This is a genomic window from Dyadobacter sp. SRI_021, assembly GCF_057586235.1.
Genome location: NZ_JBYCZM010000006.1, coordinates 94,673 through 111,477 on the forward strand (window position 1 = coordinate 94,673; position 16,805 = coordinate 111,477).

12 protein-coding genes are annotated in these 16,805 nt (G+C 50.2%); 6 read left to right on the forward strand and 6 right to left on the reverse strand.

Annotation, left to right across the window (positions count from 1 at the left end; translation table 11 throughout):
• Positions 1-104: 104 nt before the first annotated feature.
• From AC2YIT_RS19420 to AC2YIT_RS19440, 5 genes are all read left to right on the forward strand, one after another.
• Positions 105-800, forward strand: coding sequence for a response regulator transcription factor (locus AC2YIT_RS19420; RefSeq protein ID WP_430849729.1), 696 nt, complete (start codon positions 105-107; stop codon positions 798-800).
• Positions 801-967: 167 nt separating this feature from the next.
• On the forward strand, positions 968-2,218 hold the full coding sequence (locus tag AC2YIT_RS19425) for a TolC family protein (protein ID WP_487280244.1): 1,251 nt from the start codon (positions 968-970) through the stop codon (positions 2,216-2,218).
• A gap of 15 nt (positions 2,219-2,233) precedes the next feature.
• Complete coding sequence (locus AC2YIT_RS19430) at positions 2,234-3,322, forward strand: efflux RND transporter periplasmic adaptor subunit (protein ID WP_487280245.1); 1,089 nt, start codon at positions 2,234-2,236, stop codon at positions 3,320-3,322.
• Positions 3,323-3,537: 215 nt separating this feature from the next.
• Positions 3,538-6,657: an efflux RND transporter permease subunit gene (locus AC2YIT_RS19435; RefSeq protein ID WP_487280246.1), complete on the forward strand. Its 3,120-nt coding sequence runs from the start codon at positions 3,538-3,540 to the stop codon at positions 6,655-6,657.
• Positions 6,658-6,815: 158 nt separating this feature from the next.
• Positions 6,816-7,523 (forward strand): hypothetical protein, encoded by a 708-nt coding sequence (locus tag AC2YIT_RS19440; protein ID WP_487280247.1) that lies wholly within the window; start codon positions 6,816-6,818, stop codon positions 7,521-7,523.
• Positions 7,524-7,755: 232 nt separating this feature from the next.
• On the opposite strand, the gene AC2YIT_RS19445 is transcribed toward AC2YIT_RS19440, so the two are convergent.
• Genes AC2YIT_RS19445 through AC2YIT_RS19460 form a run of 4 tightly spaced genes read right to left on the reverse strand, consistent with a single transcriptional unit; the run spans position 7,756 to position 13,754 of the window.
• A complete protein-coding gene (locus tag AC2YIT_RS19445) occupies positions 7,756-8,145 on the reverse strand; it encodes an alpha/beta fold hydrolase (RefSeq protein ID WP_487280248.1) in 390 nt (129 codons plus the stop codon).
• Complete coding sequence (locus tag AC2YIT_RS19450) at positions 8,145-11,243, reverse strand: T9SS type A sorting domain-containing protein (RefSeq protein ID WP_487280249.1); 3,099 nt, start codon at positions 11,241-11,243, stop codon at positions 8,145-8,147. The genes AC2YIT_RS19445 and AC2YIT_RS19450 overlap by 1 nt, the downstream gene beginning before the upstream one ends.
• Before the next feature lie 25 nt (positions 11,244-11,268).
• Positions 11,269-12,021, reverse strand: a complete 753-nt coding sequence (locus AC2YIT_RS19455; RefSeq protein WP_430849718.1) for a LytR/AlgR family response regulator transcription factor — start codon at positions 12,019-12,021, stop codon at positions 11,269-11,271.
• Positions 12,018-13,754, reverse strand: coding sequence for a sensor histidine kinase (locus tag AC2YIT_RS19460; protein ID WP_487280250.1), 1,737 nt, complete (start codon positions 13,752-13,754; stop codon positions 12,018-12,020). Before AC2YIT_RS19460 ends, AC2YIT_RS19455 begins: the two co-directional genes overlap by 4 nt.
• A 255-nt stretch (positions 13,755-14,009) precedes the next feature.
• Between AC2YIT_RS19460 and AC2YIT_RS19465 the strand changes: the two genes are divergently transcribed.
• The gene (locus AC2YIT_RS19465; protein ID WP_430849714.1) at positions 14,010-14,786 is read left to right on the forward strand and encodes a phytanoyl-CoA dioxygenase family protein; all 777 of its coding nucleotides are present in this window, start codon (positions 14,010-14,012) and stop codon (positions 14,784-14,786) included.
• Between the two features lie 110 nt (positions 14,787-14,896).
• Here the strand turns inward: AC2YIT_RS19465 and dgoD are convergent, their stop codons facing one another.
• Both dgoD and AC2YIT_RS19475 read right to left on the reverse strand, forming a co-directional pair.
• Positions 14,897-16,045 (reverse strand): galactonate dehydratase, encoded by a 1,149-nt coding sequence (dgoD, locus tag AC2YIT_RS19470; protein WP_430849712.1) that lies wholly within the window; start codon positions 16,043-16,045, stop codon positions 14,897-14,899.
• A gap of 30 nt (positions 16,046-16,075) precedes the next feature.
• Positions 16,076-16,714, reverse strand: a complete 639-nt coding sequence (locus AC2YIT_RS19475) for an START domain-containing protein (RefSeq protein ID WP_430849710.1) — start codon at positions 16,712-16,714, stop codon at positions 16,076-16,078.
• Between the last annotated feature and the right edge of the window lie 91 nt (positions 16,715-16,805).

The following is a 16,805-nucleotide window of genomic DNA, read 5'->3' on the forward strand; positions in this document are numbered from 1 at the left end:
TTTAATTAAAATCTAATCACTTTCAGCGGGCGTTCCAAATCCCGCCCATCATCTTTGCATTACTCCTGACTCTTCTTTTTGACGCAAACCTGACCGGAATATGTATGAAGACGAAGAAAACGATACTTATTATCGAGGACGACCTGCGGATTGCGCAGAACATTTACAGGGTTTTACAATCGGAAGACTTCGACGCCGAGATTGCCCGTGACGGGCTTGCGGGTAAAAAAATGGCCCTGGAAGGGCGTTATGACCTGATATTGCTGGATATTAACCTGCCCGGAATGAATGGTTTTGAGGTTTGCAGACTGATCAGGCAGTTCAAGCCGGTGATGCCCGTCATTATGCTCACAGCTTACGGCGAGGTGGAGGACAAGGTCGAAGGGTTGGGGCGTGGCGCGACGGACTATATTGTTAAGCCATTTGATTTCAGGGAGTTGATTGCACGGGTGAATGCTGCATTGCGCCTTTCGGCTGTCGGGAAATCGGGTGAGGGCAAGCGGGTACTAGGCATCGCCGATTTACAGCTGAATGTGGATACCAAGGTGGTGACGCGTGCCGGGAAATTTATCGGGCTGACTGCCAAGGAGTTTGCCTTGCTCGAATATTTTCTCCTTCATCCGGGGACGATCATTTCGAAGATGGATCTGGCGAAGAATATCTGGCATTTGACTTTCGATCCGGGGACCAATTTTGTGGAGGTATATATCAATTACTTGCGCAAAAAGATCGACAAAGGCTATGACGTGAAGCTGATCCAGACCAGGCCGGGATTGGGCTATATATTGATGGCCGAATGAGTTGTCGGGCTGCGGTTAGATGGTTGGTTTTATGTAAAATGTGCCTTGGATGCGTCTAAACGCTGTTTTTAATTTTCTTCTAATTTACTTTTAAGGATTTTCTAAATGCAAAAATGGTGGCCGGAAGGTACCGTTTCCCAATCTTTGCATTGTCAAAAACAAGAGTTATGCGATTTTACCTGATCGGGTTACTGGCTTGTGCGAGCTTTGCTGCACAGGCCCAGGATACCCTCAAAGTGACCGTCCGGCAGGTGGACAGTCTCTTTTTAAAAAACAACCTGACCCTGCTCGCCGAACGCTACCAGATCGACATCGCCAAGGCGGCTGAAATACAGGACAAACTTTGGGATAACCCAAATCTGAACGTGGAGCTGAGCGCTTACAATCCTTCGCGGGGCTGGCTGGATGTGGGCAAGGGCGGGCAGAAGTTTGTCAGCCTGCAACAGGTCATTACCCGCGCCGGCAAGCGTACGAAACAAGTGGCGCTGGATATGGAAACGACGCGCAAAACGGAACTGGAATTTTTTGACCTGGCCCGGACGCTGAAATTCGATCTCCGGCAGCTCTTTTTCGAAACCCATTTCCTTCGCCAGACATTGCAATTGATGGAGAATCAAATCGCTATGCTGGCGACGACCGTGGACGCATTTGATAAGGAATATGGCCGTAACAATGTGTCACTCAAAGAGGTGGTGCGCTTGAAGGCGCTGCTTTTCCAATTGAGAAACAACAGGGCGGATATTCTTTTTGAATTGGCCGAAAACCAGCGCGATATGCGGATTTACTGCAATACGGAAGCCTACGTGGTACCCGTAGTCGATAGCCTGGAAATGGCGCGGTACCATATTCAGGCACAGACGCCGGACCAGCTGCGGGAACTTGCATTAACGCGCCGCACCGATCTGAAAGTGGCCGAATCGTCGGTAAAACGGGCGGAATTGAATTATAACCTGCAAAGAGCGTTGGCGAAACCGAATGTGCAGCTAGGCGCGGTGTACGACCAGGCGAGTAATTACCAGAACCACTATTTCGGTGTCTCGGCTTCGATGGACCTGCCGTTTTTTAACCGTAACCAGGGGAATATCCGGGCCGCGAAAAGCGGGATCGGTTATTTCAAAACCCAGGAAACTGCGAAAAGGAACAGCATTGCCAACGAGGTGAATGCGGCCTGGAACAAAGTGATCGTGGCGGAAAACACCTACCGAAGCGTGGAGGAACGCTTTACCGATCAGTTCTCGCAGCTCAACCGCGGCATTTACGACAACTTTCAGAAAAGAAATATAACCCTCCTCGAATTCATTGATTTCATCGAAACCTACAACGAGAGCGTCCGGGAGTTCAACCGGCTGCAATCCGACCGTATTAAAGTGTATGAAGAGCTGAACTTTGTCGTAGGAGAGGAATTATTCGCCTTTTAAACCATCAAAAACATCATGCAAAAAATAGCTATCGCCATTCTGGGCGGAATGGTGGCCTTATTGGCTGTGTCCTGCCGGAAGCAAACCAGCCCGCAGGAAGAGTCCAGGGCATTCATACTGTCGGACTCGATGATGCGGCAGATCGTGCTCGATACCGTGAGAACGGAAACTGTGCGCAACGAGCTGACGCTGGTAGGGAAAGTCGTGCCGGACGAAAACCGGGTGATCCGGGTGTTTCCGCTGGTAGGAGGGAATGTGGAGGATGTGAAAGTGGAGCTCGGCGATCACGTGCGCAAAGGGCAGGAACTGGCCATGATCCGCTCGGGCGAAGTGGCCGACCTGGAACGGCAAATGATCGAAGCACAGTCCGATTTACTGGTCGCGAAGAAAAACCTGTCATCGACCGAAGATCTTTTCGAAAGCAAACTCGTACCTGAGCGCGAGGTGATTACAGCCCGGCAGATGGTCGACAAATCGCAGGCGGAGCTGGATCGGGTGAAGGCCGTATTTGCGATATATGGTATTTCAAAATCAGCTAGTTATGTAGTGCGCTCGCCGATCGACGGGTTTATCGTAGACAAAAATGTGAACCGCGGCACGCAACTCCGCTCCGACAATTCGGAAAGCCTCTTTACCGTAGGCCAGATTTCTGACGTGTGGGTGATGGCCAATGTCAACGAGAGCGATATTCCCAAAATCCGGCTGGGTATGCCGGCCGACATCAAGACGATCAGTTTTCCCGATGAAGTTTTCAAAGGCAAAGTCGATAAAATTTACAATGTCCTTGATCCCGAAACGCGGGCAATGAAGATCCGCATTCAGCTTTCGAACGCCGGTTATCGGCTGAAACCCGAAATGCACGCCACCGTAAGCCTCAATTTCGAGGAAAATACCCGGATGCAGTCGATACCGTCCAGGGCGGTGATTTTTGACAGGAGCAAAAACTGGGTACTCGTTTTCACAAGCAAAAGCAAAATCGAGGCGCGGCCCGTGGAGGTTTTCCGTAACCTTTCCAAGCGCGCGTACATCAGCAGTGGCCTGGCAGATGGAGAGGTTGTTGTGTCTAAGAATCAGTTGCTTATCTATAATGCGTTAAATCAATAATTGAATGATTGAATGACCGAATGATTGAATGACCGAATGAATGAATAGTCAGGGATTGTCAAGAATAGTAAGGTGTTGCCAGATATGGCCCAATAGTGAGTCAGAAAACATTTACCTGAGAACATAACTTACCCATTTACCCATTCATTCAATCATTCCTCGTTCCACGGCGGCTCATTCAATCATTCAGTCATTCAATCATTCAAAATTGAATCATGAACAAATTCATCAGGGGAATCGTCGGGTTTTCCCTCCGGAACCGCTTTTTCATATTTTTCCTGACGGGGCTGCTCGTTGTGGCGGGCATAGCGAGCTATCGTGCGACCCCACTGGAAGCTTTTCCGGACATTACCAATACGCAGATCATCATCGTTTCGCAGTGGAACGGGCGCAGTGCCGAGGAGATCGAACGGTTTGTGACGCAGCCGATCGAGATCGCGATGAACTCGGTTCAGAAGAAAGCCAATGTGCGGAGCGTGACGATGTTCGGGTTGTCGGTGATCAAAATCATATTCGACGACGGGGTCGAGGATTTCTTTGCCAGGCAACAGGTGAATAACCAGCTCCGGACGGTGTCGTTACCTGACGGCGTCGATCCCGAAGTCCAGCCGCCATACGGGCCCACGGGTGAGATTTTCAGGTATACGCTCGAAAGTAAAGATCGCGACAGCCGCGAGCTGCTCACATTGCAGAACTGGGTGATCGACCGCCAGTTACGCAGCGTGTCGGGTGTCGCCGATGTGGTGGCATTTGGCGGGAGAGAGAAGATTTACGAGGTGCAGGTGAACCCTACTGCGTTGGCGAAATACAATATTACGCCGGCCGATGTGTATGAGGCCGTTACGAAGAGCAATATCAACGTGGGCGGGGATGTGATCGAAAAAAACGGTCAGGCGTACGTCGTGCGCGGGATCGGACTGCTGGAATCGACGCAGGATATCGAGAACATTATCGTTGAATATGTGAAGGATTACCCCGTGTTGGTGAAGCATGTGGCGGACGTGAAGGAATCGGATTTGCCGCGGGTGGGGCAGGTAGGACTGGACGGTAAGGACGATGTCGTAGAAGGCATTGTGGTACAGCGGAAAGGCGAGAACCCAAGCGAAGTGCTGGCGCGCATCAAGGAGAAAATCGCGGAGCTGAACACCAAGATACTACCGCCGGATGTGAAGATGGTTACCTTCTACGATCGTGATAATCTGATCGAATTCTGCGCCGATACGGTAAAGCATAACCTGGTAGAGGGTATTGTATTTGTGACCGTCATCGTCTTCTTGTTCATGGCCGACTGGCGTACGACCGTCATCGTGTCGATCATCATCCCACTCGCATTGCTTTTTGCATTCATGTGTTTGTATTTGAAAGGCATGTCGGCCAACCTGCTATCGATGGGGGCGATCGATTTCGGGATTATCATCGACGGGGCTGTGGTCATGGTCGAGGGCGTGTTCGTTGCGCTCGATCATATGGCGAACAAGCGGGGTATGGACCGTTTCAACCGGTTGTCGAAATTGGGTTTGATCAAAAAGACGGGCGGTGAGCTGGGTAAGGCTATTTTCTTCTCTAAACTCATCATTATCACCGCATTGATCCCTATTTTCAGTTTTCAGAAAGTAGAGGGTAAAATGTTCAGTCCACTGGCTTACACGCTGGGTTTTGCCTTGCTGGGTGCATTGTTTTATACACTCACGCTGGTGCCTGTGCTCTGCTCGTTTTTGCTGAACAAGAATGTGCGGGAAAAGAATAACCCGGTTGTGAATTTCTTTGATAAGACGGTTTCGAAGGGCTTTGAAGGGTGTTACGGACATAAAAAGGTCAGCATGATCGTGGCGACGACATTCCTGGGTGTATCGCTTTTCTCCGCCACCATGCTGGGGACCGAATTTTTGCCTCAATTGAATGAGGGTGCATTATGGGTGACGGCCGAGTTGCCGATGAGCATGTCGCTGCCCGAGAGTGTGAAAATGTCGCAAAAGATCCGTCGCGACCTGAAAACTTTCCCGGAAGTGAAGCAGGTACTGTCCCAGGTAGGCCGTTCCAACGACGGTACCGACCCCAACGGCTTCTATTTCTGTCAGTTTCAGGTGGATCTGGTGCCGCAGAAAGAATGGAAGCGGAAGATCAACGTCGAGCAGCTGACCGATGAAATGAACAAACTGCTGAGCAACTATCCCGGCGTTTTGTACAACTACTCACAGCCGATTGTCGACAACGTGGCCGAAGCGGTGGCAGGTTATAAGGCGAGCAACGGTATCAAGATATTCGGTTCCGATTTACAGGAGCTGGAAAAATACGCCAACGTTGCCATGGACGCCGTGCGGAATGTGGATGGTATCAAAGACCTCGGCCTGATCCGCAATATCGGTCAGCCGGAGATCAGCGTGATCCTGCATGACCACAAAATGGCGCAATACGGCGTAAGTACCGCCGACGCCCAGGCGGTGATCGAAATGGCGATCGGAGGTAAGACGGCCTCTATTTTGTATGAAGGCGAGCGTAAGTTCGATATCCGGCTGCGCTACAAAGAAGAGTACCGGGCCGATGAGCAAAGCATTCAGCAGCTGATGGTACCGACGCTCACCGGCAGCAAAATACCATTGAAGGAGATTGCCACAATCCGCAAAATCACCGGTCCGGCCTTCGTTTACAGGGATAACAACAAGCGGTTTATCGGTGTTAAATTTTCTGTCCGCGGCAGAGACCTAGGCGGAACCATCGCCGAGGCTCAGCAGCGCGTAAAGGAAAAGCTGACCGATTTGCCGAAAGGATATTCCGTGGAATGGGTGGGAGAATTCGAAAACCAGGTGCGCGCCACCGACCGGCTGGCGCAAGTGGTGCCCGTGAGCCTGGTGGGGATTTTCATTTTGCTGTTTATCATGTTCAGCAATGCCAAAGACGCAGGCCTCGTGCTCGCCAACGTGCCTTTCGCATTGGTAGGCGGTATCCTCGCGCTGCATGTTACGCATATGAACTTCGGAATTTCAGCCGGGGTAGGGTTCATTGCATTGTTTGGGTTATGCGTGCAAAACGGGGTGATATTGGTTTCGGTATTCAACAAAAACCTGGCGGCCCGGATGCCGTTGGAAGAAGCGGTGCGGCAGGGCGTGAAATCGAGGATCAGGCCGGTCGTGATGACGGCCCTGATGGCGGCGATAGGGTTGCTGCCGGCAGCGATGTCGACTGGTATCGGCTCCGAAACACAGAAGCCCCTGGCCATCGTCGTAATCGGCGGGCTTATCACAGCGACCGTTCTGACGCTGCTCGTTTTCCCGATTATTTACACGTTTTTCAACCGCAAAAAACAGGGCGGGACATCCCGGTATGCGGCTTCGTAATTGCGCGTTTTATTATGATTAATTGAAAATTTAACATGAGCTAGATCGTTCATTTTCAGAAATACATGGCCGGGCGGGAATAACTTTTGCGAGTTTGTTCCAACCAAACCTATGCGGTTTTGCATCACTTAGCGGATTTAAAAACCAAATAACAGCTCATGAAAAAGTTAGTTTTAATGCTCGGCCTGCCATTCCTGTTCCTTGCTTGCAACGACGATGACAGCGCCCCGGGACTGCCTTTAGAAATGGAGATTAACGACCAGTTCAATGGCGACAAGAAAGGATGGACAGCCGGTTTTGCCGATTATCCTGTGAAGATGGAAACAGACTGGAAACTCGAAGAGGGAATCGCCAACCTGCCCGCGCCGCTCGACACCCAGAAAAAGGGTTTCCGCATTTCGGGCAACAACCATAGCGACGACCTGTTTATGTATTTCAAAAAGAAAGTTACGGGACTAAAACCGAACCAGGAATACAATGCGGCTTTCACACTGGAATTTGCGTCTGACGCACCTTCAGAGGGCTGGATAGGTGTGGGCGGTGCCCCCAACGCCGTGAGCGTGGGCATCGGCGCAGTACCTGTCGAGCCGAAAACGACGGTCGACAACCTGGATCATTATCGGATGAACATCGATAAAATCCAGCAGAAAAACGACGGTAAGGATATGAAAATCATCGGTGATATCGGAAACGGAACCGATAAGGTAGGCTACAAGCTGCTGACGAAAACTGGTGAATTCAAAGGTAAAACCGACGCCAGCGGCAATCTGTGGCTCATTTTCGGAACCGATTCCGGGTTCGAGGCAACCACTACTTTATATTACACTTCCGTGAAAGTGAAACTGACGGAAACGACCACGAAATAGGATTCTTTTTATTTAAAGTTCAGCAAGGAGGCAAATACGCAAGTAGTTGCCTCCTTTTGCTTTGGGCGGTAACTTAGAAGATTATTGTTGTGTATGAGCACCGATATGAAAAGTTTGATGCCAAGGAACATTCAGAGTTGGTAATGCCAAATTAGCCAGCTGAATATTAGCCATGTGGACTGAAATGGCAGGTTTGGCAATGCACCCGGATCCGGGATTCGAAACTGGCGATCTATTTGAGCCAGGACTTCAATGCTTCGATAAATTGAGCTTGCTGGTCCACAAAGCAGGTGTGAGAGCAATTATCGAGGTAAACTAACCTTGACTTACCTGTAATGCGTGACAAACCGGCAATTTGTTCCTTTGAATAGAGTCCGTCCTGTTTTCCATAAATGGCGTATACCGGGACCTTCTGGTTTCTGAGTTTTTTCAAGACCGGCGTTACATCGATGTTTTTTCGCGTTTCATTCGTGCGCGCTTGGGCTACGGGTATGATCATATCCGCTTCGCCGTGTCTCCGCTCATCCACCCTCCCACGCTCGTATTGATCGTACCGCTGCTCGCTGTGCCGCAAATCACGCATTATGTGATCGACGGCTTCATCTGGAAAAGGGGGCAGCATTAGAGCTTCACGATTTTCTTTACGATATGTCCGTTGGTACCCGAATAGATAATCGTGTATTGACCCGGAGGCAGGCTTTTTACGTCCAGCCGCTTGCTCTTTCCGACGGTGACTTTAAGCTGCTCAAAGCCCCTCGGATCCAGGATGCGGATCAGCCCGCCTTCTTTCAGATCGATATTGAGTTCGCTGATAACCGGGTTCGGATACACATTCAAATGCATATTGTCGGGCAAGTTACCCACGCGGTCGGGAATTTCGGGGCGGCTCGCCACCAATTCGTTGTTATCGTCCGGAGTGAGGTTCATTTCGTCCATTTTCCATACCTGCAAACCTTTCGAGTAGGTGAAAGCCGTTGCGTACACACTCCCTTTGAAATGGAAGACTTCGTGAAATGTGGCGCCCTCGGATCCCTTAATGATTTCGGGAAAATGGTATAGCGAGTCGCGATCGATCCTGGCAAGCTCGAAACCCCTGGCTTTGGTGCTGAACGGCGTGTAATTTACATAGCCTAACGAGGGGAAATCATACCAGTCGGGCAGTTCATACATTTTGAGCGGCGCAGTGCCTTCCAGCGTATATACTGCGGGAGTCGTGTTATTGAATGGGTTGTAGGCCACAATAAGGTCCCCAGGTATCGTTTTGGTCACTTGAAGGCCGGCTGGGAAATCCAAACGCTTTTGTTTAGCTAAATCCCAGATAATCTGATGCCGGTTATTCCCATTATCGTCGAATACCAGCTGATCGCCCGCTGCAATGCCGGTAAAATCGATTGTCTGATCCTTGAAAAGCTCGGTGATCTTCCCGCGTTTCAGTTCATAAATGTACCATGAGCTCCCCGCATTACTTTTGACTTTGATTAAAATTCCTTGTGGAACCACGGTAGAGAATTCGATGTCCTCCGTGAATTTCTGACTGACAACGCGGTCGTTGTGGACGATCACTGCCTGCCTTTTACTCCAAAGTCCGATCGCATTGGAGGTCGAGGCATCGACAGGGTATATATCCGTGAATTCGCCGAGAAGCTCTCCCGTACTGGCCTTGTAAATTTTTACATCCGGCCCGCTCATCGTTCCGGCAATGAGGCAGTCGCCTCGGCGGACCAGGTAGTTCGCCGGCCCGGTGAAAAGGCGGTTGATCTTGTCAGAGCCCATTTCGGTGTAGCAAATGTCACTCAGGTAACCGGCGCTATTGCGGAGCATGTAGTAAATCCGGGTGTCACATATCTGATGGTTCATTGCGTCGGCACCACCCTTGTTGAGTTCGATCAGTTTCAGATCGCCGTTGTCGAATTTGTAAACCGTGCTATAACCAATCCCGTTTTTGACCGACGAATGGATCATAAAAAGATCATTGGAAGTGGCGTGGAACTCCCGTTGCGCGTATTGCGAATCATCGATTTCCCAAACCTTTTCCAGGTCGGTGATCAGACTTACCTCCTTACCCGCCACATTGAGCTCAAAAACGGCCAGCCGGTTGTTGGTAATGACCTTGGTTACGGAAGACCAGCTGTCGGTCGGATAGTGGTACAACTCGCCGGTGCCGGCGGGGGTACCGTTTGTTTTAAATATCCTGATTCCCCGCTGGCTCACCGCAGCAAACACGATCTGGTTTCCAATCCTGATCGAGTCCCTGACCATGGTCCAGGGGATTACAGTACCGTCGTACGACAACAATTCGGAGGTCGTTTTGCCGTCGCTTAACCACAGTTTTCCCTTGCCTTGGTCATCATTGGTCCAGAATAGCAGTTTATTGTTGAGGACAGTTCTGAAAGCAAGCCCATTTTCCCTGTAAACAGGCCGGCGCTTCATCAGCGGTAAGCGTAGCGAACTACCGGAAACATACACATTGTCCGAGAGTTCATATTCCGTATTTCCTACTTTTACTTTCTGAACCTGATAGGGGAGCTGCTCAATGGAAATGGTTTTGTTTTCAGCAATATTGTAAATGCATTTATTATTGCCGGAACGGATTTCAAATACATCGCGTGACTGCGAAGCAAGTTTTACATGGCGTGCCGTAACCTCACCAGGAAGACGTGGCGACATGCGTTTGATATTCTTTTTAAAATCGAATACCCCCAGGTATGCCGAGTGGACGCTTTCGTACCCAAAAAGCGTAGTGAAGGTAAGCTGATCCCCTTCTAAAATAAAATTGGTATGAAATGGGCCTTCACTGAACCCCGTCGGTGTGTCAGCATATAACATGCTGGTTTTTATATCAGCTATTGTTTCCCAATTCTGCCCCTCGATGACTTTGAATATTTTCAGTGTAATGTCTTTACCGGAATAAATGGCGTCGTCAATCAAAAAAAGTGCTCCGGCTTTATCTCTCAGCATCGTTGGCGCAGCGCCCCGGTTCCATGGGTATATTTTGGCAGTTTCAGCCCGGTTCGATGCAGCTACTACCAGTTTCTTTTCAATATAGCCCGCATCGACTGCTATGTATTCGTAGCCGCTTTGCGCCTCTATAATGATGTCGTTCAAGGGCGGGCCGGGCTCACTGGCCAGGGTGTGTAATCCGCTGTCTTGTACTTTTAATGTCCATTTTTCGGATGTCAAATCGTATGAGCCATAATAGAGATTCCCGGCCGCGTACTTGAAAGCTGTGGCCTCATCACGCAGAAAATCGGTTTTCCCATTCGTATCGAGCCAGGCAAAAACATACCGTTGGGTGTGTGCGTTTCGGAACGTAACGAGCAGTTTTCCCGACACAATATTCAAATTCAGGGTGCTGTCGGAATGCAGCAGCTTTTGTGTACCGGCGGGAGAGCCATCGGTTTTCCAGATCTCATACCCATTCACAACGAAATAAACAAAATCCCCATATTTGCTAAAATCGTAAGGATAAGTGCTTTGATACCCGGGTGTAATATCTTTCAACAGCTTCGTATTGGACTTTGCTCCTTCCGAAACCCAAAGTTCATTACCAGTAGCAGGGGCAAAAGACGAAAAAATCAACTTGTTGCCGATCTGTAATTGATAAACCGGATTAAATGCTTGCTTGTCTTCGGTATTGTTGAAATTGGTAATCTGCCTTTGTGCGATACAGCAGCCAGCACTTAATAGCAGGAAATGCAGAAAGTAGAAGTATTTTTTCATAGCTGATCGTCGATGGATTTAATATTCAGGTAAACAATTCCTTTAAAAGATGTTTTCGCTGCTTACTGATAATGGCCTGGTAATTGCCCTCCATTAGCAAATATCCGCCTTCTTCCTTTCTGAAAGATACAATCCTGTTTTTATTAATCAAATAGGATTGGTGGGTCCGTACAAATCCATAAGGTTCAAGAATATTTTCATATTCAGAAATAGACTTGCTGACGGTTATATTTTTGTTTCCGGTTAAATAAAAAGTAGTGTAACTATTGTCCGATTTACAAAAGATAATGTCATCAATCAATACGTAATGAATTTCATTGGCCTCGGCTAATGCGATCTTTTTTTGTCGTTGGGAAGGCAGGTTTTCAAATGACTGGATCAGCATCGAAATCTGTGCGCTTTGGTCACGTTCTTTCTTTTTGTCGGTCGCTTTTCTGACGGCATCCGCGAGTTCCAGGTGATCAAGCGGTTTGAGCAGGTAATCGGTGGCCGAAAATTTAATGGCCTGGATGCCGTACAAGTCGTAGGCTGTTGTGAAAATAATGCTGCCCTGGAAATGGTTAAGCCGTTTTAGCAGGTCGAAACCCGTCTCATTTTGCAAACGGATATCCAGGAAAAGAATATCCGTTTGGTCTCTGGCAAGAAAATCGTACGCGTCACTTACGTTGTGCGCGTAGCCCGCGAGCTCCACCTGCGGACAATGCATTTCCAGCGCGAGGCGCAGGTTATGCACGGCCTGGATTTCGTCGTCGAGGATAAAGCAGCGGATGGGGTTCATGAGAGCCATTTTAGAAGTCTGATTTCCGTGGTGGTCCCGGCACCCGGGCTCGATTGGGTTTGAAGGACAATGCGCATGGCCGGTAACTTTTCGTTAATCAGCGCGATTCGTTTGCCGGTTAAGGAAAGGCCATGCCCCTGCAATTTTACCGACGGGTCGTATCCGATGCCGTTGTCGGCAATGGTGACCAAAAGGTCGGCGGCATCACAGCGGACGGTAATCGTCAGTGTGGGGTTGCGTACACTTTCAGCCAGTCCATGCCGGATGCTGTTTTCGATAATGGGCTGCAATAAAAGTGGCGGGAAATCGATCGAGGAGAACTCATTCCCGCACTCGTTCCGGAAGGTGTACGTAAATGTTTTTCGTTTTTGTTCCAATGCGATATATTTTTCCTCGATACTGATCTCCTCGGCGAGCGAAACGAGCTCTTTCCGGCCGCTGTCCATGATCGTACGCATGAAGGTTGCTACCTCGGTAATATATTGATTGGCGGCCTCCGGGTTATTCTGCCGGATCAGCGATTGCACGGCGTTCAGCGAGTTAAAAAGGAAATGCGGGTTCAGCTGGCCGCTGAGCAATTGGAGTTGGTTCTCGATTTCGTTTTTCTTGCGGTCGAGGCGTGCGAGTTGCCTTTTGTGGCGTTGTTTTTGGATGAAAATGGCTAGTAGTGCGAGGACGATTACGCTCAATATCAGTAACGCTACGTTGATCCAGCCCGGGCGCCCCGGTAATGGCTTTACGTCGATCGTCACCTGGTTAATGCTTTCCGGCTGGTGCCTGTATCGGAGGAACACGTTCAGGGTTTTGCCTGGCTCGGGTTTGTCGAGGTAAATGTAGGAGTATCCCTGGCTAAACTTGATATCGTCCTGGCCGCCCAGTCTTTGCCAGTTTTCCGGCTTTCCGATTGCATACTCGATCGCGCTGTTGCGGGGTCTTTTACCAAAAAAGTAGTATTGGTCATGATTTGAAAACCGTAGAAATGCCGAATGCCCGCCGTCCATTTCGAAATGGTTGGCCTGGGGGCCTTGTTCAGTCCGTACTTTGTTGATTTCCGTGTTCAGAATATCCTGGAAGTTCTTTTCGGAGGGAAACTCTACGAAATTAAAATAATCAGGTACACTTCGCACGCGGGTAATGGAGAAATGGTGCACGCTTGCCAACGTGTTCTTGTTCCGGAAAGCAACGCTGAGCGAATCGCCAAGCCGCAGCTCGAACCTTCCGGCGTGATAATGCTCGGCCGGCGTCGTTTCAACCTCGCTGATTTCATGGCGGAAATCGGCAGTTACGTGGCCGATGTAAAAATCGGGGTCGTTTTTGAGCGACATCACATCCGTCCAATCGGTTCTCAGTTCCCCGTTAACGGCCGTTCTGAATTGCAGGTCTTTGAAATCGATATAAGGAATTTGCTCTCCTTTCTGCGTCAGTACTTTGCCAAACGGATAGAAGTCGAGCGAGAAACGGCCCATAGAAACGAAGAATTTCGACGGGTCAACGGTCGATAGCTCCCTCGTTAATGAAGCGTCGGTGTAGAGAAACTGGTTGTCATAGTTCGGGGTAAGGAATGAAATTTCATGCGCATTGGCGGTAATGTTGCCCGCCATGGTGACAATACAGGAGTCGCATACAATACCATCATGGATTTCCTTGATGGCGAGCATGTTGTTCGCAACATATTGCCCGTGCGCAATGGTCACGGAAATGAGGAAGAGCAGAAGCGAGGTTAGGTTTTTCATGTTTGCGAAATGGTCTGGTTTGCCGCAAATACGCAGCCACACCCGACAGTAACCCGGCCAAAACTGAATATGGCGCATTTTGATTTGAATTCGGCACATTATCAGGCAAAACTGATTTCAAATGCCTAAATTTGTAACCATGAGGTTCGCACCAACACTCTGACACTCCTTCCCGTGCAGCCGTTGCACCGTCCCCGTTTTCGGGGAGCAGGATTTTATTATCCCGATTTTTCAATCCTTAATTATTGAAATTCCATGGAAGGAGTACTGAATACTCAGCAAATAAATCAATTCATAAACCAGGGCTTTATTCGCCTAGATCATGCATTTTCCGTCGAAATAGCCGCGCAGGCAAGGGATATTTTGTGGAATGACCTCGGTGTGGACCGGAACGATCCGTCGAGCTGGACGAGGCCGGTGATCTGGCTCGGGATGTACCCGCAGGAGCCATTCGTCACGTCGGCGAATACGCCGGTTTTGCACGCGGCCTTCGATCAATTGGTAGGCAAAGGCAAGTGGCTGCCTTGCGGCAGCATGGGCACATTTCCCGTAAGATTCCCCTCCGACGAAGATCCCGGCGACACGGGTTGGCATGTGGATGCCAGCTTCCCTGGCAACGATCCGGCCAACTTTCTGGATTGGCGTGTAAATATTCATTCAAAAGGGCGCGGACTGCTGATGCTTTTCCTATACTCGGACGTTAGCGAGCACGATGCGCCTACGCGTATACGTGCGGGCTCGCATGCCGATGTTGCGCGCATGCTCGCGCACGAGGGCGAGGCCGGACTTTCATTTATGGAACTCGCGGGCAAGCTCGATGCGATGCCGGAACGAGAGGTCGTATGGGCGACCGGTAAGGCAGGTACTGTTTATCTGTGCCATCCGTTCATCGTCCACGCCGCGCAGGCGCACCACGGTACAGAGCCGAAATTCATGGCCCAACCGCCGTTGCTGCTGCGGGAAGATTTGTCAGTGGATGGCAGTTCGCTGGTCGAGCGGGCTATTAGGGCAGCGCTTGTGCAAATCTCCTGATTTGCACGCATTATTCGGAGGCCTCTGGCCGGTCCGTATCGCAAGTCGCGGTACGGACCGGCCAGAGGCCTGCAAATATATTGTCACGAAGGTGGACCTTCGCGCCATTTCTACCACTCCGCGGCGCTCCCGTCGTCGTGCGACCAGAGCGGGTTTTTCCAGTTATGGCCGATCGCAGCCATTTTCCGGACCTGCTCTTCGTCTATTTCGATGCCCAGGCCGGGGCCGGATGGGATATTGACGAAGCCGTCGTTGTAATCAAATACCGTTCTGTCGCTGAGGTAATCCATCAGGTCGCTGCCCTGGTTATAGTGGATGCCCAGGCTTTGCTCCTGTATGAACGCATTGTGGGCGGTGGCGTCCACCTGCAAACACGCAGCTAGTGCAATAGGGCCCAGCGGGCAATGCGGTGCCGCGGCTACGTCGAAGGCTTCGGCCATCGAAAGTATCTTTTTGCATTCGGTGATGCCGCCTGCGTGGGAGAGGTCGGGCTGGATAATGTCTACATATCCATCCATGAGCAGGTTTTTAAAATCCCAGCGGCTGAACATCCGCTCGCCGGTTGCGATGGGAATGGAGGTATGTGCAGCGATTTCGCGCAATGCCTCATTGTTCTCGGACAATACCGGCTCCTCGATGAACATCGGCCGGAAGGGCTCTAATTCTTTGGCGAGTACCTTCGCCATGGGCTTGTGCAGCCGCCCGTGGAAATCTACGCCGATTTCGAGCCCGTAGCCGAGTGCCTCGCGGATGGATGCCACCCTTTTGATAGCCAGATCGATCTTCTCGAAAGAATCGATATACTGCATTTCATTGGTCGCATTCATTTTAATGGCCTTGAAACCGCGGTCGAAGCATTCTTTCGCCGCTCCGGCGACTTCATCCGGCCTGTCGCCGCCTATCCAGGAATATACCTTGATCTTGTCGCGGCATTTGCCTCCAAGCAACTGGTAGACGGGTGCGTTGAAGAACTTGCCTTTGATATCCCACAACGCCTGGTCAATACCTGCAATAGCGCTCATCAGGATGGGGCCGCCGCGGTAAAAACCACCCCGGTACATCGTATTCCAGTGTCCTTCGATATCGAGCGGATCTTTGCCGATAAGTGCTTCCATCAATTCGTGCACGGCGGCAGCGACCGTCGCCGCTTTGCCCTCGATCACTGGCTCGCCCCATCCGATAACGCCTTCATCGGTTTCAATTTTCAAAAACAACCATCTGGGAGGTACCTGGAACAGCTCGTAACTTCTGATTTTCATTCTATTTTTCTTTTACATTGTATAACCCTGCTAATTGGCTATAAATGTAAGGGAGGCGTTTCTATATTTCGGCAATTTGAGCTGCTGTTTCATGTTTTTAAATGTCTCCATGGGCCCTTCGGCCGCGAATGCATTCACCGCCCAGGCCGGCAGATAGCCGCCCGGATCGGTATGCAGCATGTATTCGATACGCACCTTGCCTGCCAGTGGGGTAAGCAGCCACCGGCCCTTAGAATCACTCACTCTTACCACATTTTTCTTTCTGAGGACCATTCCGGCTACCACAGGGCCATCGATCGTAACGGCCTTGGTAACAGGATCCTGCCGCACCATGAGGTGTGCCACAAAATCACGGTTATCCAGCGGCCATGGCAGGCTTATTTCGGAATGGTAATACAAATCGGTGGGGGAGATCCGCTTGACGAGTGTGCACGACTTGGTTTTATAGACCCATTGCGTCCCGGCCTCCACGTCCAGCAGCAGCGACACCATCTGCGCAAGCGACGCGTCCACCACGCAATCGACCTTAATGGCCTTGATCTTCGATTCAGGGACGGCGGAAGAATAAATACGGATTTGCTCCTCTTCAGCGATTTTCTTCCATTTGACCTGGGCGGACGCGAAAGAGGGAATTCCGATGATAACGAGTAATAGGATAAATTTCTGCATTTGTTGAATGAAGTATGGATCGGCTGTCCGCATTTGTTTTCAGCATGACAACCCAATCTCAACAACCCCTACCACAAGCATTAAATTCCTG